Annotated in this window: 22 protein-coding genes and 1 pseudogene; 18 read left to right on the top strand and 5 right to left on the bottom strand. The window is 42.5% G+C overall.

From position 1 onward, the window contains the following. The first annotated feature begins 167 nt into the window (after window positions 1-167). The 7 genes from D0466_RS09820 to D0466_RS09790 all read left to right on the top strand — a co-directional run bounded on the left by D0466_RS09820 (window position 168) and on the right by D0466_RS09790 (window position 5,480). Window positions 168-410 (top strand): hypothetical protein, encoded by a 243-nt coding sequence (locus tag D0466_RS09820; protein ID WP_117322397.1) that lies wholly within the window; start codon window positions 168-170, stop codon window positions 408-410. 115 nt (window positions 411-525) lie between these two features. Continuing rightward, window positions 526-1,083, top strand: coding sequence for a DUF5366 family protein (locus tag D0466_RS09815; protein WP_117322396.1), 558 nt, complete (start codon window positions 526-528; stop codon window positions 1,081-1,083). Between the two features lie 124 nt (window positions 1,084-1,207). Continuing rightward, entirely contained in the window at window positions 1,208-1,858 is a 651-nt protein-coding gene (locus D0466_RS09810; protein ID WP_199484535.1) for a DUF421 domain-containing protein, read from the top strand. Between the two features lie 183 nt (window positions 1,859-2,041). Then, complete coding sequence (locus tag D0466_RS09805) at window positions 2,042-2,383, top strand: hypothetical protein (RefSeq protein WP_117322395.1); 342 nt, start codon at window positions 2,042-2,044, stop codon at window positions 2,381-2,383. A 163-nt stretch (window positions 2,384-2,546) separates the two neighbouring features. After that, window positions 2,547-2,945, top strand: coding sequence for a hypothetical protein (locus D0466_RS09800; RefSeq protein WP_117322394.1), 399 nt, complete (start codon window positions 2,547-2,549; stop codon window positions 2,943-2,945). Between the two features lie 28 nt (window positions 2,946-2,973). Beyond that, on the top strand, window positions 2,974-4,815 hold the full coding sequence (locus tag D0466_RS09795; protein WP_117322393.1) for a diguanylate cyclase: 1,842 nt from the start codon (window positions 2,974-2,976) through the stop codon (window positions 4,813-4,815). A gap of 128 nt (window positions 4,816-4,943) precedes the next feature. After that, window positions 4,944-5,480, top strand: coding sequence for a PCYCGC motif-containing (lipo)protein (locus D0466_RS09790; protein ID WP_117322392.1), 537 nt, complete (start codon window positions 4,944-4,946; stop codon window positions 5,478-5,480). 564 nt (window positions 5,481-6,044) lie between these two features. Here D0466_RS09790 and D0466_RS09785 read toward each other — a convergent pair. Then, window positions 6,045-7,895, bottom strand: coding sequence for a transglycosylase domain-containing protein (locus tag D0466_RS09785; protein WP_117322391.1), 1,851 nt, complete (start codon window positions 7,893-7,895; stop codon window positions 6,045-6,047). Window positions 7,896-8,188: 293 nt separating this feature from the next. On the opposite strand from D0466_RS09785, the gene kapD reads away from it, so the two are divergent. Then, entirely contained in the window at window positions 8,189-8,812 is a 624-nt protein-coding gene (gene kapD / locus D0466_RS09780; protein ID WP_117322390.1) for a 3'-5' exonuclease KapD, read from the top strand. 44 nt (window positions 8,813-8,856) lie between these two features. Here kapD and D0466_RS09775 read toward each other — a convergent pair whose 3' ends face one another. Continuing rightward, window positions 8,857-9,243 (bottom strand): kinase-associated lipoprotein B, encoded by a 387-nt coding sequence (locus tag D0466_RS09775; RefSeq protein ID WP_117322389.1) that lies wholly within the window; start codon window positions 9,241-9,243, stop codon window positions 8,857-8,859. A gap of 223 nt (window positions 9,244-9,466) precedes the next feature. Between D0466_RS09775 and D0466_RS09770 the strand changes: the two genes are divergently transcribed. Together D0466_RS09770 and D0466_RS09765 are read left to right on the top strand one after the other, a co-directional pair. Then, complete coding sequence (locus D0466_RS09770; RefSeq protein WP_117322388.1) at window positions 9,467-10,057, top strand: peptidylprolyl isomerase; 591 nt, start codon at window positions 9,467-9,469, stop codon at window positions 10,055-10,057. A 193-nt stretch (window positions 10,058-10,250) separates the two neighbouring features. After that, the gene (locus D0466_RS09765; RefSeq protein ID WP_117322387.1) at window positions 10,251-10,481 is read left to right on the top strand and encodes a hypothetical protein; all 231 of its coding nucleotides are present in this window, start codon (window positions 10,251-10,253) and stop codon (window positions 10,479-10,481) included. Between the two features lie 65 nt (window positions 10,482-10,546). Here the strand turns inward: D0466_RS09765 and D0466_RS09760 are convergent. After that, window positions 10,547-10,768: pseudogene (locus D0466_RS09760) on the bottom strand (DUF817 family protein); the annotation flags it as partial. Window positions 10,769-10,994: 226 nt separating this feature from the next. On the opposite strand from D0466_RS09760, the gene D0466_RS09755 reads away from it, so the two are divergent. Beyond that, window positions 10,995-11,609, top strand: coding sequence for a PH domain-containing protein (locus D0466_RS09755; protein ID WP_117322386.1), 615 nt, complete (start codon window positions 10,995-10,997; stop codon window positions 11,607-11,609). Between the two features lie 346 nt (window positions 11,610-11,955). Next, window positions 11,956-12,705, top strand: coding sequence for a TraR/DksA C4-type zinc finger protein (locus D0466_RS09750; protein WP_117322632.1), 750 nt, complete (start codon window positions 11,956-11,958; stop codon window positions 12,703-12,705). A gap of 141 nt (window positions 12,706-12,846) precedes the next feature. Here D0466_RS09750 and D0466_RS09745 read toward each other — a convergent pair whose 3' ends face one another. Further along, window positions 12,847-14,016 (bottom strand): MalY/PatB family protein, encoded by a 1,170-nt coding sequence (locus D0466_RS09745; RefSeq protein WP_117322385.1) that lies wholly within the window; start codon window positions 14,014-14,016, stop codon window positions 12,847-12,849. A gap of 88 nt (window positions 14,017-14,104) precedes the next feature. Between D0466_RS09745 and D0466_RS09740 the strand changes: the two genes are divergently transcribed. Continuing rightward, a complete protein-coding gene (locus D0466_RS09740) occupies window positions 14,105-14,365 on the top strand; it encodes a DUF1871 family protein (RefSeq protein WP_117322384.1) in 261 nt (86 codons plus the stop codon). 110 nt (window positions 14,366-14,475) lie between these two features. Here the strand turns inward: D0466_RS09740 and D0466_RS09735 are convergent, their stop codons facing one another. After that, window positions 14,476-15,378: an alpha/beta fold hydrolase gene (locus D0466_RS09735; RefSeq protein ID WP_233522602.1), complete on the bottom strand. Its 903-nt coding sequence runs from the start codon at window positions 15,376-15,378 to the stop codon at window positions 14,476-14,478. A 201-nt stretch (window positions 15,379-15,579) separates the two neighbouring features. On the opposite strand from D0466_RS09735, the gene D0466_RS09730 reads away from it, so the two are divergent. The 5 genes from D0466_RS09730 to D0466_RS09710 all read left to right on the top strand — a co-directional run bounded on the left by D0466_RS09730 (window position 15,580) and on the right by D0466_RS09710 (window position 18,830). Then, on the top strand, window positions 15,580-16,080 hold the full coding sequence (locus D0466_RS09730; RefSeq protein ID WP_117322382.1) for an Lrp/AsnC family transcriptional regulator: 501 nt from the start codon (window positions 15,580-15,582) through the stop codon (window positions 16,078-16,080). Beyond that, a complete protein-coding gene (locus D0466_RS09725; protein WP_117322381.1) occupies window positions 16,077-17,237 on the top strand; it encodes an aminotransferase in 1,161 nt (386 codons plus the stop codon). The genes D0466_RS09730 and D0466_RS09725 overlap by 4 nt, the downstream gene beginning before the upstream one ends. A gap of 394 nt (window positions 17,238-17,631) precedes the next feature. Next, window positions 17,632-17,850, top strand: coding sequence for a hypothetical protein (locus D0466_RS21895; RefSeq protein ID WP_142919921.1), 219 nt, complete (start codon window positions 17,632-17,634; stop codon window positions 17,848-17,850). A gap of 225 nt (window positions 17,851-18,075) precedes the next feature. Beyond that, window positions 18,076-18,480, top strand: coding sequence for a S1 domain-containing post-transcriptional regulator GSP13 (gene yugI / locus D0466_RS09715; protein WP_117322379.1), 405 nt, complete (start codon window positions 18,076-18,078; stop codon window positions 18,478-18,480). A gap of 134 nt (window positions 18,481-18,614) precedes the next feature. Then, window positions 18,615-18,830, top strand: a complete 216-nt coding sequence (locus tag D0466_RS09710) for an alpha/beta fold hydrolase (protein ID WP_142919920.1) — start codon at window positions 18,615-18,617, stop codon at window positions 18,828-18,830. Window positions 18,831-18,885: the final 55 nt, after the last annotated feature.

Here is an 18,885-nt window from a genome sequence, read left to right as displayed (position 1 = left end):
TCAGATTATAGACTAATTATCAGGTTCATGCATTAACCGGACATTGTAGCCGACGATAATTCCAACCGTGTTATTAAATAGGTAGAAACCAAGAAAAAATAACGTAAAAAAATATTTTTAAATATGTTTTCACTCATAGTGCAATACTAATATCGGAGGGTGAAAACATGTTATACCGTAAAGCGTTGATTTCTTTTGCGATTTTTTTGATATTAGTACTGGGGGCTTGGGCACTGCAGCAACGAGTCAACAGAGAACATATAAGGTCTGGAATTTATGGGCCTGCCTCAAACGTAATGACAGAGGATCCAATCCTTTTGGATTCACAAGCAGAAACCCTGCCGGAAGAATGGAAATTTGGATCACGGGAGTATATCAAAGTTTATACACCTGCAGTAAACCAGGACTGAAGAAATTCAGTTCTTTTTCCTTGCTCGGGAAGGTCTTGTTGTAAAACCCCATTGTCGAACCGCCCAACATTCTGCATAATGGAAGAGAACTTGAACATAGATGGGGAAGCTTCGAATGAAAAATACATATCTGTTTGGCTATTTTCCTCTGATTTCAATCATGCTTTTTAGCCTTTCGTTTGCGATATATGGGGAAATGCAGGCACTGGTGCTGCTTAAGAATATCGGAATATTCGATGGAATGCTGGAGTTCTTTTCGGAAACGGGAATCAAGCTTTCTTTATTGATCGTGTTGTTTTTGGTTTGCTTTATGCTGTTCGCAGCCCTGAAACTAATCTCGGATACTGTGACCCTGCTTGCCCTTTTATTTTTTTCAAAGGATTCCGAAGGGAATGATTTGAAAAACATCCGTTTGGGAGCCATGATTTTTTTCGTTGGCGGTGCTGTTTCGTTAATCAGCGTAAATTCCATCATTGGTTTAGGTGCCATTTTTTTGGGGACAACGATCATAGCTTTTGTGCAACTTGTGTATAAAATCAGCCCGAGCCTTACAACATCCGGCCTGATTGGATTTATCTTCTTTTACACTTTTATCTGGTCCGCCATGGTCTTAGTTGTAGCCTATTCTTCCATTAAGCTATATAACAGTATCATGGCAAGTCTGCCCTTGTAGTCTCGAAAAGAACCCTCACCCGGGTTCTTTTTGCTTGCAAGAATAATTTTCTCCATATGGTTCTACCTGCTTGAAATGGGGAATAGACCATCATCTAGAACTCAAAGCCAGGAGGGCATGGACCATGATTTATGTCACTATTGTTTTAAAGCTGGTTATCGGGCTGGCATCGCTGGTCATTGTTACCAGGCTATTAGGAAAAAAACAAATGTCGCAAGTAACCCCGTTTGATTTTGTATATGCATTGATACTGGGTGGGACAGTGGAAGAAACAATCTACCACCAGGACCATACGATTCCGCAAATGCTATTTTCCATTGCTGCCTGGGGAGCTTTAATCTATACGGTTGAAAAGATTACGATGAAATTCGATAAATTAAGGGCCCCGTTAAAAGGTACAAGCCAGATACTTATAAAAGGCGGGAAAGTAAATCTCAGGGAATTGGAGCGAGCAAGTCTGGAACTGGAACAACTAAGGGGAATGCTCCGGCAGAAAAACATTTTTTCGTTAAAGGAAGTAAATTATGTATTTTTGGAAACCAGCGGGGAAATCAGTGTGCTAAGATATCCCGATTTGGACGAACCTGAGGAGCCCTCTATTCTGCTTGTTAATGAAGGTCGGGTTCATGAAGATAATCTTAGGGAAGTTGGCAAGGACAAAGAATGGTTGACGCAAAGCATTGACAGGGATGGCATTAAGCTTAAGGATATTTATTATGCCGAGTGGTCAGAACCGACGGGGTTTTATATAAAAACATACGACCATTGCCTGTGACTTCCAAAACATCATTTAGGATGCCTTCTAAAAGACTATCGTTTTCATACGCTGTTATCTCATTTTAATCTAAATTCGTCGATATGTAACCCTATGGACAAAGAATTGAAAAGTTTGCCCGATAGAATGGTAAGAAAAGCTTTTTCTTGGATACATGAGGAAGAAGGAAAAGGAGAATGACTCATGGAGGAGCATGTCAAGAAGTCTTTAGGGGAATGGAAGGAAGAAATCTGTGATTTATTAGCAGAGATAGACAAAGAATATGAATCGGTCAAACGTGAGCTACAAGTATATTCCTATAAATTCTCGATTACAAAACAAGTGGTTCAGTCAACGGTGAATGATGAGATCATCCGCAGCATCCGGGAGCTTTACCATAAGCCATTTGAACAAAGATTTAACCAACTTAAAGAAGAGATCAAGGACTTGGAGGAAAAGAAAAAGGTATTCCAGATGTTTGTGGATAAAATCGATAAGGTAAAGGGGCAAGAAGAAGCAAAGCCGTATGTCTCGGTTCAATCATAGGGCATACAAAGGAGTTAGGAGCAGTAACGAAGCCTGACGGCGATCTTTCCGTAAAGGGGAGGTCGTTTTTTTATGAAGATGGGTTTTGGTTTATCTATCCATGGTTCTATGGTAGTATGTGGAGTGCATATTTACTATAACAATAGTGTTAGAGGATAAAAAAATGAGAAAATATTATTATATCTTATTGCCCGTTCTATTGCTCATTACTGCCTGCAATACCCACGCCCATGAAAGGCTTGAAGTCATTGAAGAAAATGCCGCCAAGAAAAAACAGTACAAACCAAAGCTGGATGTAAAAGTAGAAGTGGAGGGGCATAAGGCCATTTTATTTATCGATACGGATCTCAGAATCTCAAAAGATAAGTATGGCGGCGAGAAAAAAGAAAAAGAGGGCCATATCCATGTGTATGTAAATAATGGGCAAAAGCAAGGAGTGACCCAGCTCCGCATCGAACTGAAAGATGTAAAAAAGGGATCGAACGAGGTTCGGGTTTCGCTGCACAATAATGACCATACTCCCTATGGCGTATTTCGAACGGTTAATTTCGAGATGAAATGATCATACATAAAAGGCGGGAAGTAAAGTCGTGTATAGAAAACTGGGACTGCAGTCAAAAATTATCTTATTGTTCTCTGCCATGATTTTTGTGACGATGTCAGCTGGCATCATTTTTAATATTTATACGATCTCCGATGCTGTCAAAAAAACATATGTAAGCCAATTAAAAGGGATTACGACCACAATCAATGGCCGTTACGAGGAATCCCGTTCAATCCAGGATGTGCAGCAGATTTTTGATTACATTAAACAGCAGGAAGAAAATGTTTTGGCTTTAAATCTCCATGTTAAAAAGGGAGAGCGCAGCACCGTCTTAGCCTCTTCTGACCGAAGCATTATTGGAAGCGCTACCCCTGATACATTGTCCCCTTCCCTTGAATCAGGAAAAACGATGATATCCCATCTGAAGGAAGGGGAGAAACAAAGTGTCAGGCTTATTGCTCCCCTATTGGAGGATGGCATGATAATCGGTGCCATAGAAATCTTTATAGATGAGACGGATGATGAAGCACTGGTCCAGCAGAGAATTGAATTTATGGCTATCTTCAGTATTATCATCAGCGTGATTCTATTCGTTTTGCTTTGGTACATCATAAGGCGTTTATTTGTATTGCCGCTGATGTCTCTTCGTGAAGCGGCCGTATCCATTCAACAAGGAAAGGATTATGAAGAAGTACAGCTCAATGCAAGCCGGGAGATCAATGAACTCGCAGCAGCTTTTAACGAGATGGTATACAACCTGGAAGACCGTTATGTTAAGAGCATTACAGATTCACTTACCGGCACCTATAATAGTGCTTACTTCAAACAAAAGTTATCAGAAAGTATGATACAAGCAAAAGAAACAGGCGAATCCATGGCCTTGCTATTCTGTGATATTGATAATTTCAAAAAGCTGAATGACCATGAGGGCCATTTATTCGGTGATAAAGTGCTAAAACAGATATCCGAATTAATCCTTTCCAATGTCGGTCCCGATGATACGGTTTGCCGTTACGGCGGTGAAGAATTTGTTGTAATTATGCCGTACACGGATGGGCCTGCAGCCAAATCGAAGGCAGAGAAGCTTCGGCATCTGGTGGCCATCCATGGGAATCAAAGCGTCTTAACGCCAATCACGATCAGCATTGGCATAGCGGTTTTTCCTGACGATGCAGAAGAAGAAAATTTAGTCCATACTGCGGACCAGGCAATGTATACAGCGAAAGGGCATGGAAAGAACCGGGTTGTTTTAGCGAGTGAATTGAAATCGTTCAGGAAACAAAATTACGTCCGGAAAGTGGACGATCAAAAATGGCTGCTTGATACGATTCTCTCACTGGCCAAAGCTGTTGAGGTGAAAGATCCCTATACCCACAACCATTCAGAGAGGGTGTCAAAATATGCAGGAGCCGTCGCAAGCAGTATGGGATTGGCGGACGAAGAGGTTAAAAACATTTCCATTGCCGGCTTATTGCATGATGTAGGCAAAATCGGGATACCGGATGGCATTTTGAATAAGGAAGGACGCCTGACAAATGAAGAATATGAAATCATGAAATCCCATCCTGTATTAGGCTATCATATTCTTGCTTCAGTCGAGGAGCTGAAGGAAACCCTGCCTTACGTCCTGTACCATCATGAAAGGCCCGATGGGAAAGGTTATCCGCATGGGCTGACGGATGGCATTCCTCTGGGCGCCCGGATTATTGCCGTGGCCGATGCGTTTCACTCGATGACATCGGCACGGCCTTACCGAAAAAATGCTTTATCGGAAGAGCTGGCTATTGAGGAGTTGAAAAAAGGGCAGGGAACTCAATTTGATCCGGTTGTAGTGGGCCAATTCCTGTCAGTAATCAAGGATATAGAAAAATTATCCCGGCCAGGATGATTGTAAGCAAGGTTATTCCAATAAGTTTTCGTTGTCTTAAACATTGGCAATCTTTATGGGCACGTCTTGTTTTAAAGATAAAAGAATTCTAAACTTGTATTATCAAAAAAAACAGGAAGGGTTTTTTTATGAAACTAAAATATACATTTTTGCTTGCACTGATAATCGCATTGTTAACCGCATGTTCGAATCCTTCTGAAACAGCTGAATCAAGCAAGAAAGAAGCTAATAAAGAAGGACACACTGAACATACAAAAGAAAATGCCGCAGCAGAAACACAGTCACACACTCATGGCGATATTAGGGAAGAAACTGCTAATGCTGACATCTTGCCAAAGTTTTTAAATGATAAAGAGGATGATATGAAGACAATTTACCTGGCAGCAGCTAAAAGCAGGGACCTGCTCGAAAAGATCCCATGCTACTGTGGATGCGGGGAAGAAGCCGGTCATAAGAATAATTACGACTGCTTTGTATTTGAGAACAAGAAAGATGGCAAAGTTGTTTGGGACGACCACGGAACAAAATGCGGTGTCTGCTTACAAATAGCTGCCCAATCAGTTATCGATTTACAAAACGGTAAATCTGTAAAAGAAATTCGTGATGCAATTGACAAGAAATACGAAAAGGGATTTGCAAAACCGACGCCAACTCCAGGTGTTTAAGCATATACATTTAGCTGCCTTACGTTACAAAGCTATTTATTCATTACATGACGATTAGCGCGGTTAATAAAACGGAATTTCCTTAGTGCGAACATGAACATGCTGTAATAAGTAACATAAATTAGGTGTCTTAATGATGTCACGTTCGTCCCAAGCCTGGTAGTGTTAGCTGTAAATAGTGTTTTATATCGAGCGCGACCGAGAACTACAATTTTATGTAAAGTAATGGCATCATTGTTATTACAAATTGAACCCTTCTGATCAGCAATCAGGGGGGTTTTTATGTTGTGATAAACTTGTACCCTTGCCTGCTGGTGCAGCTATCGCACGTTAGCTTCGCTAGTAAGTCATCAATGCATAGCGGTTGCGGCGAGCCAAACTGTAACCAGAGAACAAAAAGAGTGTTAGCAACCAAATATAAAACATCACGATAAAAAATAATAATAAGCGGAAAATGACTTTCCTTTTAAATCTCTATCTTTTTTTAGCCATAGTGCACCTGCGGTTGGAATATTATCTATACATAAAAATCATTGTAATTTATGGCTCTACAGCAAGCAATAATTAATTATGCTGATTGATTTCCTTCCAGATTGCCTGGTTCGGATAGGCTTGCTGAATATACTCGATGCTTGAAGGATGATCCTTGCCTATCCAAACTCCCGTTGTATATTTATCGGTCAGGCCTACAAACCACATATCCTTCACATTATTGGTTGTTCCGGTTTTTCCGCCGATATAACCAGCGGGAAAGTATGCTCTCTTTGCCGTGCCATTCACGGTTACCTCATGGAGGAGCAGACGCATTTTGGCAACGGTTTGGGGCGTCCATACCTTTTTTGGTTTTTGATTCCATTTATAAAGTGTTTTCCCGTCCCTGTTTGTTACTTTTCGGATGGCATGCACAGGGAGGTAGGTCCCGTCATGAAAACTGGTGAAAGCATCCGTTAATTCAAGGGGACTGACGCCTATTGTAAATCCTCCAACAGCAGAAGGCAGATGGTGGTCTTTAACGGTCACCTTGTCAAAATGGAAGGAGTCCAAATAGCTGAAGCCTTTTTTGATGCCTGTCTTTTCAAGGAGGCGGATAGCCGGTGTATTATATGATTTGGCAAAGGCCTTTTTGATTGTTACCATGCCGTAAATGCCCCCGCCATAATTCCTTGGGCAGTAGCCGTTCTTGCAGTATCGTTGGCCGCTGACCCTTTCAAGGATACTGGCATTTGTTTCTTCGATATAAGGAGCATAGACCAATAGCGGCTTAATGGCCGACCCAGGCTGCCGGTATGCCTGATAGGCCCGGTTGAAAGAATTTTTTTTATAATTCTTTCCCCCAATCAAAGAGACAAGCTCGTGCGTATTATGCTGTATAACCACTGTGGCACCCTCGATCGAGGTGCCGGAAAGGCGGTTTTTCACCGCTTGTTTAGCTTGCTGCTGCAGCCCGCCATCAAGTGCGGTATGTATTGTAACTCCTGATTCCAGCACCTTTGCTACTTTTCTATCAAGCTCTTTGGAGGCTTTCGGGCGTGTAGCAGGGTCTTCCAGCCTTTTTGTGAATCCCTCAGCATCTGCAATCAGGTCTCTCAGTTCGTTCTGCACATAATCGGTATAATCGTGATAAAGATCAGGCTGTTTTCTGGGGTGCAACCTAATCGGTTCCCGGATGATTTTCTTATACTCTTCGGCAGATACCTTGTTTGCCCGGACCATTTGCGAGAGAATCCGTTCCTGGCGTTTCTTCGCCGCATGGAAATGTTTCAATGGGTTATACAGATTCGGGTTGTTCGGGATTGCCGCGAGAAAAGCAAGCTGTGCTTTTGAAAGTTCCTTTGTCCGCTTGTTGAAGTAAAAACGCGATGCTGCTTCTATGCCATAATTCCCGTTATGGTAATAGATTACATTGATATAAAGCTCTAATATTTCTTTTTTCGAGTGGATCCTTTCCAGCTGATAGGAATACAAAAGCTCCGTCAGTTTTCTGTTGTAGGTTTTTTCATGGGTAAGAAAAACATTGCGCGCGAGCTGCTGGGTGATTGTGCTTCCTCCCTGTTCGATCGAATTGGTCCGGGAGTTTGCGATCATGGCCCTGCTTATGGCTGCAGCGTCAATTCCGGAATGCCGGTAGAACTGTTTGTCTTCGATGGTGACAAACAGATCTTTAAGGAACAGCGGGATTTCTTTGTCAGCAATATATACCCGTTTTTGAGGGCCGGAGATTTCAGTAATCACTGTCCCGTTCCCGGATTTTATATAGCTTGTTTGAGACAGCTCTATTTGATCGCCCGGTATTTTCTTGTCCAGTACCTCGTGAAAGGCATGGACGTTGTTCCATTCTTGATAAAATAAAAGGAATAAACCCATTAGCAAAGGGACCAGCATTATGGTAAAAAGAAAACCAAGAAACGTGCGCATAGGCCAACTTCCTATCTAATATATTCTTATAGCGGGCACAGTGTGAGGGCTGGCCTCATGAATCCATTTCCTTCACCATGATAATCCAAAGGCTTTAAGGAAGAAAGGGTTTAGGAAGAAAAATATTCAATAAGTAAGACTGATAGGAAATTGACGGAAAAATGTAAAAAAGATAAAAATAATTCGAAAATTTCTGCTATAATGTGGGAATAAAGATTGGGCTGGACACGGTTGCAAATATTTAACAGGGCAAGCCTGTAAGATAGAATAATATGAAAAGGAGGTGTACGAAAATGGAGGATGGGAAGCAATATTTGTTTATCGACTTTGAATTTACCATGCCTGAGGGGAAATTAAGGCCTGAAGGGTTTTACCCGGAAATCATTGAAGTGGGATTTGCGGCGGTAATGGGTGACCAAATCATTGACCAGTATTCCTCATTTGTCATTCCTGTTAAATTCAAGCAGCTTTCCGAACGCTGCAAAAACTTTCTATCGATCTCACAGGACCAGGTTGATAGCGGAATGTCTTTTGAAGACCTGGTTGCGTTATTGAAGAAATACGATCAAACGCATCCTACCACTACGGTAACATGGGGAAACATGGATATGAAGGTTTTGGGCCAAAACTGCCAAAAGGCCGGGATTGCATTTCCGTTCAGGGGCAGTAATATTGATTTATCCATGGAGTATAAGCGCTTTTTTGGCGACCAGAACCAAACCGGGCTGTGGAAAGCGGTGCAGGCGTACGGCAAGGAAGGAACGGGAAAACACCACCGGGCCCTGGATGATGCACTCACTACTTTCAATATCTTTAAACTTGTGGAAAAAGATAAAAGTTATATGAAAAGCCACGAACCCACTACGATTGGAGACCGGATTGATTTGTCAAAAGTATTTGATAACCTTGCATTATAAAAGCCAAATCATCGAAAATTGATTTGGCTTTTATGCATGATCGCTCATTTGAAATAATCAGCTTCAAGTGCCTCAAGCATCTCCAGGCTCTTTTGGTTCCATTCCTTATCTTCCTCGCCAAGCTTGCGCCTCATTGTGCCAACAGCTTCCTGCAAAGAGGCTTTGTATTCGGGAATTTCATCCTCATAATGCTTGACCATATTCTTCGGCACGTTGGCCTGTTCCCTGAAAGCTAAGGCGCGCCGTTGATGGAAGATGGTAACATCCGTCTGCTTAGGGTTATGCAGATCACCCTGCATGGGATGCTTCGCTACAGCGAGCACTCTGACAAGGTAAGCGTTCGGTCGAATATCCGTCACCTCTCCGATGTATTTTCCCGTTTTATAAATGGCCGTTACTTTATCCCCTACTTGAAAAATATCCTCTGCCATACCATTATCCGCCTTTCAGTCGTGTTATTAGTTATATGATACATAATTGACTGATTTTTTAACAGGAAGAAGGATCCTGAATCTCCTCCGGTAAGATCCCAATTTCTAAAAAGATGATTTTTTGGAAATAATCGTGTAAAGTGGACAATTAGATAAAAACCTGAGAAACTGTCCCAAATGAAAAAGCTTTACATAAACAGGAAAAGAAAGAAGGTTATCCAATATGTCGAACTATCCTCAATTAACGGCAGAAGTCCGTGAAAATGAAGAGGCAGTCGTTATGGAAACGAACCAGGGAGATATCAAAATAAAATTATTCCCTGAGATCGCACCTAAAACAGTGGAGAATTTTGTGACCCATGCAAAAAATGGCTATTATGAAGGTGTTATTTTCCACCGTGTCATAAAGGATTTCATGATCCAGGGCGGCGACCCGCAGGGAACTGGCATGGGGGGAGAAAGCATTTGGGGCGCCCCGTTCGAAGATGAATTTTCGATGCATGCATTTAACATTCGCGGCGCACTATCCATGGCGAATGCCGGTCCAGGAACAAACGGAAGCCAATTCTTCATTGTACAGGCTAAGCAAATGGACAGCAGAATGGGCGAGCAGATGAAGCAAGCCGGCTATCCGGATGAGATCATAACAGCTTATATGGAGAAGGGTGGCACACCTTGGCTTGACCATAAGCACACGGTTTTCGGCCAGGTCATCGAAGGAATGGATGTTGTGGATAAAATTGCTGAATTAGAAACCGGCTACGGAGACAAACCGGTGCAAGATGTCCTGATTAAATCAATAAAAATACTTTAGCGACGGGCGGAGGCATAAGCTTCCGTTTCTTTTTTTGCTTACACTTGGTAGGTTTTAGTTTTAAAACGTATTTGTTTTTCTGGGGGCAGGCGGATTAACCGTCAGGAAAAATGGAGAGTATGCTAGAGGAAAGAGTTACTTGTCTGATATAATCAATTTCAGGAACAGCGTATAGTAGAAAGGATGTAAGCAGATGGACTTTCTTAACAATTGCATACTAGGGCTTTTTCTGTATTTTCCGGAAGATAAAAGTGAATATATCCCTGCCGCAATCACCTCCATCATCTTTTTAATCGCTGCTTTATTTACCATGAGGATGATCATCAGATATTCCCGGAAGGAAGCTCTCAAAACGAAGGAGCTGGAAGATGAAGTGGCGAGGAGAAACCAGGCGGCCCGTGGCAATGAAATGAAAAAGCTGTGAGTTCCTTAGAGAATTCACAGCTTTTTACTATCTCCTGATTTTTCCGTGTCATGACAAGGTGTTCACTACATCTGCATTTTTTTTGTGTCCTTATTTTTCACATGCTTCAGGATTGCTACTGCCAGAAAACTGACAATGACCAGAAGCAGCCATGAGCTGATCTTACTGATATGCACCAAATGCCAGCCACCCTGCTGGTTTGGGTATTCCCCGGCCCCAAAGAACGTAGCTATATTCTCGGCCACCCAGATTTGTGCTTGCTTATAAATAAAGCAGAACACAGAGTAAGTCCGCCACGCCCTTTTACTTCGTCTGTGTGACCCGAATCCTGTGGGCCAGGGCTGCGCCTCTGTCTTCCCCTTTACCACGCCTAACCAATTTTCTTAATAAAGTTGATTTTACACTACAGCCAGCGGTAAGAATAATGAAAGGGCTAAAATGTTACAAACTTTATCTGCACATTACCATGTAATGGTAAAATGGTAATTGAATAATTATGGAAAGGATGGTTGAATGTTTAAAAAAGTAGCTGCTGACATGCTTGGTTTGAGCGATGTAGGAAGTGTCATCAAGCCTGCCGATTATGAGAAGGTCGATGCTGATGATTATGTGATGCATGAGGATGGGGAAAAAATTTTTTTCCTGATTAAATCCAAAACGGATGAGTACTGCTTCACCAATAAAGCATTGATCCATCTTGACGGTACGAGCGCGGTGAGCAAAAAACGCACGTTACGCCGATACAGTTATAGCGAGCACACCATTTCGGACGTTACACTGGAAACCGCTGGTACAGTGGATCTGGATGTTGAAATAAAATTTGTCATAGGATCCGTACCGTTTTCCGTGGATGTACATAAGAAATTCATTGAAGAGCTTAAGGATTTATACAAGGCATTGATCAGGATAGCGGAAATTTGCCACGAAAATGAATATTCGCTTCAATTTGCCCAAAAGAGCCTGGACCTTTCTTCCGCTACGTTAAGCCGTGTGTCTTCCCCGGAAGCACAGCTTGTGGATAATTTTAAACACATAAATGAAGCAGCTTTCAACTGGCTGATGGAAAGCCAGGAAAAGTATCATCTGAAAGACTTTGGATTTGTTTTCGAGAAATATATTAACAATTGAAGGGAAGAGGCTTTGCCGTAATTTGGGTAAAGCCTCTTCTTATTTAAGAAGTTCCCGCTTTTATTTATAACCCTGTCTATAAATACATGCCATCAAACTTAGGACGTTGTTTTTGAACTGAATTGATTTACACTGCTTTTTTTTCGCACGAAAGCCTTTGAATCCGGATCCCCTTTTTATGGCCAATGCCCTTTCCATTAATGTTATTGCAGGTAATGCTTTTTATACTAATAAATTATGGATAAACAGTTTTAAACGAGGAATACAGGAGGGAAGAAAATACCTAAATACCTGAGTGGATGATGGAAAATACTATAATCAAGAAACGCAGAAGGGATTGGAGCGTATGCTTTCAGACCAACAAATATCAAAGATAAAAAAACAATTGCAACAATCCAGTGAAGACTTGAAAAGTCGTTTGCATGAGTCCAATGATTTAAATTTAAAGCAGAGCATTCTGCGTGACTCATCATTTGAATTATCTGCTTATGATAACCATCCGGGTGATGAGGGCACAGAATTATTTGAAAGGGAAAAGGACCTTGCTCTTTTTGAACATTACCGTAACGAGATCAGGGACATAAATGAGGCACTTGCTGCCATTCAAGTCGGAACATACGGTAAATGCAAGAAATGCGGTATTGACATTCCTGCTGAACGTATGGAAGCCCTACCCACCACTCTATACTGTATAAACCATACTCCTGCCCAGGATACTTCCCATAACCGCCCTGTCGAGGAAGGAGTCCTTATGCCTCCGTTCGGGAAATTCGACATGGATGAGTATGACGAAAATGTGGTTACCGATGCGGAAGATACATGGCAGGAGGTGGCAACCTTTGGCACCTCAAGCTCCCCTTCCGATTTTCCAACCCCGAGGGACCATCCAAACGATTGGTATGAGGAGGGGGAAGAGAGCATCGGTTATGTGGAGGACTACGAGAATTTTATCGGTGTGGATATAGAAGGAAAAAACATTACAATTTATCCTAAGCATGAACAATATGAAGAAATGCTGGATGAAGAAGGCATCATGACGATTTTCGGTGACCTGCCCGCTTATGAGCATGATCCATATGTAGAGGAAGAAGAATGATTGGTAAAAATACGGCTTTTTTCCATAATTCCCAAAGTCGATGTTTTCTTATTCTTTTTAATTAAAATACTTAACTTCACTAGTGAGTTTAGAAAAAATGCGGAGAAACCTATGCCCTGTGCATAGTTTCCCCGCATTTTCTTATGAGAATGCTTTCTTTAATCTTTGCAAACCGTCCATCAGCACAGGGAGCGGGCAGCCGATATTCATTCGTACATGTCCCTCGCCGCCCGGTCCATATTTAGGCCCCGGTTCAAGAGCGAGTTTTCCTTTTTGTATCAGGGCCTTCCTCAATTCGTCATCTGACATCCCCAGCTTTCGGCAGTCCAGCCATATCAAATATGAAGCCTCCGGGTACATGCATGAAATGTCAGGTAATTCCCTTTTGATAAAATCAAGGGTGATTTCAATATTGTTTTTTATGTACGCGAGCAATTGGGTCAGCCATTCCTCACCTTCACGGTAAGCTGCATCCATCGCCGTCAGGGCAAGAAGGTTCAATCCGTGGAATGCGTTCCGCTCCTGCACGGCTTTCAATTTTTTGCGGAATTCCTCATTTTCCGTAATGATAACCGAGGATTGCAAACCTGCAATATTGAACGTTTTGCTTGGGGCCGAGAGAGTTACCGTCAGCTTTGCGAACCGCTCGTCTATGGAAGCAATCGGGACGTGCTTGAAAGGCGGCATATAAAGGTCGGCATGAATTTCATCTGACACAATGATGACGCCATATTTATGGCAAAGCTCCCCTATTTGCGTAAGCTCTGCTATGGTCCAGATCCTGCCTCCTGGATTATGGGGATTGCACAAAAGGAGCAGCTTGACACCGCTTTTCAATTTGTCCTCGAAATCGGTAAAGTCGATTGTGAACCGATTTTCAGAAAGCGTTAATGGGCAGTTCACCACTTCCCTCCCATTTTTTGTGATCATGTCAAAAAACGGAGTATATACCGGCGATTGTAGCAACACTTTATCACCAGGATCGGTAAATGCCTGTATGGCCGTGGCCAGTGAAGAAACGACCCCCGGACTGAACAGGATCCATTGCTTCATGACATCCCAGCCATGCCATTTTTTCATCCAGCCTGTAAAGGAATCGTAGATCCCCGCCGGCGGCCCAGTATATCCAAACACAGGGTGCTGAATTCTTTCGGTCAAAGCTTTCTGGACCGGTTCCGGGGAAGGGAAATCCATATCTGCCACCCACATAGGCAAAAGATCTTTTTCGCCAAATATCTCCCCGGTGTAGTCCCATTTGACCGCCCCCGTGTTTTTTCTTTCGATCAGTGTTTCGAATAAATTGCTGACCATATGATCACCGCCATTTTATTTTTTAGATAATGATACTATAATTATGATAACATGGTTAATGGAAATAAGTTATGCAGGTGATGTGAACATGGATAGACAGCAGATGAATTTAGAGCTTGTGGAAGTATTGCAGGAATGGGATCCATTTGGTTGGGGAGAAGACGCGTATGAAACCGAGATAGCGGATTGTATAATGGCTGTCAGCGATATCGATGACGTAAAACTCCTGGCCCAAAAAATTCAAGGTATCTATGAATTCTCCTTTGAGCAAAAAATAGACATGAAAGAATGCCTGGCTGTTTCCCAAAAGCTACTGTCAATTAAAAACAATGCGAGCTGTTCGTTTTAATAGCAAAAAGAGATTGTGTCTTAGGGAGGCAGACCCCTTATGGCACAATCTCTTTTCATTTGCCAATTACAATGCTTGTCCAGCGCTATGCTATAAGGTTTTATAAAAGATCAACTCTGAAGCTGCTGCATGTTTGACCCTGCTCCGATCTTGACAGGTTTCGAAACCTGCAGGAGCGGTTGTTCGTTTTGAACAAATTTTTTGATGTAGCTGTAGACGAGTTCCGGTTTTTCTTCAGGAATTAGATGGCCTGCATCGTCCAGTACGACCAATTCGGAATTTTTCAGGTCCCCATGCAGCCGTCTTCCCACTGCCAAAGGGACGACACGGTCATGTTTGCCCCATAGTAACAGGCATTTCGTTTCCAACGCGTGTAAATCTTTCGCAGATAAATCGCCTTCACGGTCGCGCACCATCCTTGCCAAGGCTTTAAATATATCATCATTCAAAAAAGGCCGCAGATAGCCATCCCTCATTTCATCATCAATCAGCTGCCTGTTGTACACAACATTTTGAAGATTCGCCTCAACTCCAGATTTCTCCAGCCGCCGTTTGACGAACTTTGGAAAGTAAGGGATAAGGCTTGCATATCTCAAGAGGCGTCCGGACTTTGGCAGATAGCCCGAGCTGCAAAGCAAAATGGCTTTGTCCGCAAGCTCAGGGCGGTTTTTTAGCATGTACAGGCAAATTTGCCCTCCCATCGAATGACCGACAAGAACGCACTTCCTGATACCAAGCGCATCCAGAAAAGCCAGAAGGGTTAATGAAATGTTTTCGTAAGAATATTGGAATCGGCGTGATTTCCCGCTTTGGCCAAAAGGAGGGAAATCTACCGAAATCACATTGAAATCTTTGCTGAGCAAGGGAACTAGAGTTCTATAGCTGAATGTTGACGATAAAAAGCCATGAAGCAGGACCAGGGTTGGGGCGGTCCGTGAATGGAAATGCCGCTCGTAATAGATGTCATTTCCCCTGATGTGAACAACTTTTTTACGTAGAGCTTTTTTCATCATTTTCTCTCCTCAGGAAGGTTTTTTCCTATTTTACCCTGTCAGAATGGTGTCTAATGCACCTATCTTCTAAATAAAATCTCATTTTTTTATTAGGAGTTTACTGAAAATTTGTTATAATTACATATGTTTATTTCGCAGGCTTATAGCCTGGGTTTTGAAGGGTCGCAAGAATGTTCATTGGGAAACTAGGAGGGTTTATATATGCAGTTGACTGAAAAAGAGCTGGAAATTCTAAGAATCATTGAAACGAATAGCAGAATCGAACTGGGCAATCTGGCCAAAATGACCGATCAGGCAACAGAAGACATTGAAACAGCGCTGAAGAAGCTGGAAGAAATGAGAGTGATCGTACGATACTCGACTATCATCAATTGGGCAAAGGTTGACGATTATGAAGGTGTCACAGCGATGATTGATGTTAAGGTAACACCGAAAAGGGGTGTAGGCTTTGATGAAGTCGCCCGAAGAATCTATAGGTTTCAAGAAGTGGAATCCGTCTATCTTATGTCCGGCGTTTACGATTTATCAGTAGTCGTCCGAGGACGTTCGATGAACGATGTCGCCAGGTTCGTGTCTGAAAAGCTGTCCACATTGGATTCTGTGATTTCGACCACTACCCATTTCATCCTGAAAAAGTATAAGCATGATGGAACCATTTTTGAACAAGTCGAAGAAGATAAGCGGATAGTGGTGTCTCCATGATTAAAACTAGCTATATTTCAAAAACGGTAGCTGACCTTAAACCATCCGGAATCCGCCGCTTTTTCGATCTTGCGGCGAATATGGAAGGTGTCGTTTCTCTTGGAGTGGGGGAACCGGATTTTGTGACATCCTGGTCTATAAGGGAAGCGGCCATTGCATCTTTAGAAGAAGGCCGTACGTCCTATACGGCCAACGCCGGCATCATAGAGCTCAGAAGGGAAATATCCTGGTATATGGAGAAAGAGTTCCGCGTGTCCTATAACCCTGACAATCAAATTATCGTAACGGTTGGCGCAAGCCAGGCGATTGATATTGCACTCAGGGCGGTCGTAAATCCGGGTGAAGAGGTGTTGGTCGTGGAGCCATGCTTTGTATCCTATGCGCCCCTCGTCAGCATGGCTGGCGGTGTGCCGATAACAATCCAGACCGATAAAGAGCATGATTTCAAATTACTGCCTGAGGTACTTGAAGCGGCAATCACCCCAAAAACTAAGGCAATCATGATTTGTTCGCCAAACAATCCTACCGGCACCCAGCTTGGCAAGGAAGATTTGACCAGGCTTTCGGAGATCATCAAGAAGCATGATCTGCTTGTCATTGCCGATGAAATATACGCAGAGCTCGCCTATGACGAAGCATTCACATCCATTGCCGTGATCCCCGGCATGATGGAAAGAACAATATTGATCAACGGCTTTTCAAAAGGATTTGCGATGACCGGATGGCGGCTTGGCTTTGTTTGTGCACCGAAGGAAATCTCGGAGGCCATGCTGAAAATACACCAATATACAATGATGTGCGCTTCAACCATGGCGCAATACGCTGCATTGGAAGCGCTGAAAAATGGCATGGAAGATGTTGAGGAAATGAGAAGAAGCTATAGGCGGAGAAGGAATTACATCGTAAAATCATTTAATGAAATCGGATTGGATTGCCACAATCCCGGCGGAGCCTTCTACGCTTTCCCTTCTATAGCGAACACAGGACTAAGTTCGCAGGAATTTGCAGAGCAATTGCTGCTTAATGAACGGGTCGCTGTTGTCCCGGGCGATGTATTCGGACAAAGCGGGGAAGGGCACATCCGATGTTCATACGCTTCTTCCATGGAGCAGCTCCAGGAAGCCATTACAAGGATTGGACGGTTTCTGGAACGGTAAGAATCCGCGGCTTTTTAACTTGCCTGCACAATATTGCCAATTTGTGAGGTTATCTAAATAAAAAAACAGGATTCCTTAAAGCAGCAGCTTTATTGTATGCTAGCTGCATTAACAGAAATCCTGTCCAAAAAAGGGGGAATACTCGAAAAACAATCAAAAAATGGATTACGATTGTTTTTCAGGCAACCAGAAATCTGGTTATTGGAAAGTCTTATTCCTGTTATAGCCACTTCTCCCCCTTCTTATACATAATTTCCAAAGAAAAACAGTCCGCATTTGTGAAAGCTGAGGAGTGCCAGAAACATGGGGCCCTAAAAGATAAAACCCAAGTCAATAGTTCATGCTGTGGGCCGCGATGCCAAACCGAAACGCCTACTGCTTGTTCCCCTTTCCTATGCGGCCAGCATTTTGGTGTTGGCATCATTTCCGGGCTCCTGATCATTCAGCTAATTACAGGCCAGGACCCGGCTGGGAAAGCCTGATTGAATCCGGACCTGACACGGAGACAGCAACGAAAGTATTTGCAGATTATGAGAAGCTGAAGAAGAATGGGTTCCAGTTGCCGGACGGTTATGAAAATAGGAAATTAGCCTACCCATCGTTTGTCGAGTAAATGTTCGGAATATGTTTTAAAAGATTGGAAAAGAGGAAACAAAACCTACAAGGCTTGGTTTCCTCTTTTTCTTTTAGGGATGCAATACAAACGGAAGAGGCATTATAGGAAAGAGCAGATTACGGATTCGGTAGCGGAAAATGGTTTTGATAATTCGGTCGAAGTATGATATAATTTTTTATTGCGTGTATAGAGGAAAAATAATATTTAATTAGGAGTGTTACAATGTCTGAAAAATTTGAAGTTGGAAGTGTCGTTACTGGTAAAGTAACAGGCATCCAGCCATACGGTGCGTTCGTTGCCCTGGATGAATCCACACAAGGTTTAGTGCATATTTCTGAAATTACCCACGGATATGTGAAGGATATCAATGAACATTTAAAAGTCGGGGATGAAGTAAACGTTAAAGTTCTTTCCGTAGATGAAGCGGCAGGGAAGATTGGTTTGTCCATCCGTGCAACACAAGAAGCTCCGGAACGTACCGAAGCGCCTGCTAAAAAGGCCCCTAAAAAGCGCCAGGCTGCTGTAAAAACGACGATGAACGATAGTTCTGAAGGATTTAACACATTGAAAGACAAGCTTCAAGAGTGGATTGACCAATCCCAGCGTGAAGACTTGATTAAAAAATAATAATGGATAGTCGGCTAAAGTGGTTTTGCCGCGAAACTCTAAAAGTAATGGTTGATTGCTTTGGGTTCGCTTCTAACCACCATAAGCCGGCTTTTTTATTTATCAAAATTGAGGCTACCATCAATAATCTTGTCTTGTTAGTTGAATGGAATTATATTAAAATATTCCATTTCCCCCATGAATTTGGAATAAAAATCAAGGAAGAAGATTTTCCGCAAGCAACAGTCCATGTAATACCTGATGCAGGACATTTCATTAATGTTGAAGAAGCAGCCACTGTGTGCCGATTCGTAAATAAACATTTTAATAAAAATAAACTCGTTGGGATAAATGAGGGGGATTATAAATAATATACGGTAGCATGACGCAGGAGATTTATGGATTGGACAAATTTGTGAATCAAAA

It is taken from the genome of Peribacillus glennii, from assembly GCF_003429105.1.
GTDB classification, from domain to species: Bacteria; Bacillota; Bacilli; order Bacillales; family DSM-1321; genus Peribacillus; species Peribacillus glennii.
Note: the sequence above shows the minus strand (reverse complement) of the source record. Positions and strands in the feature narration are given on the sequence as shown.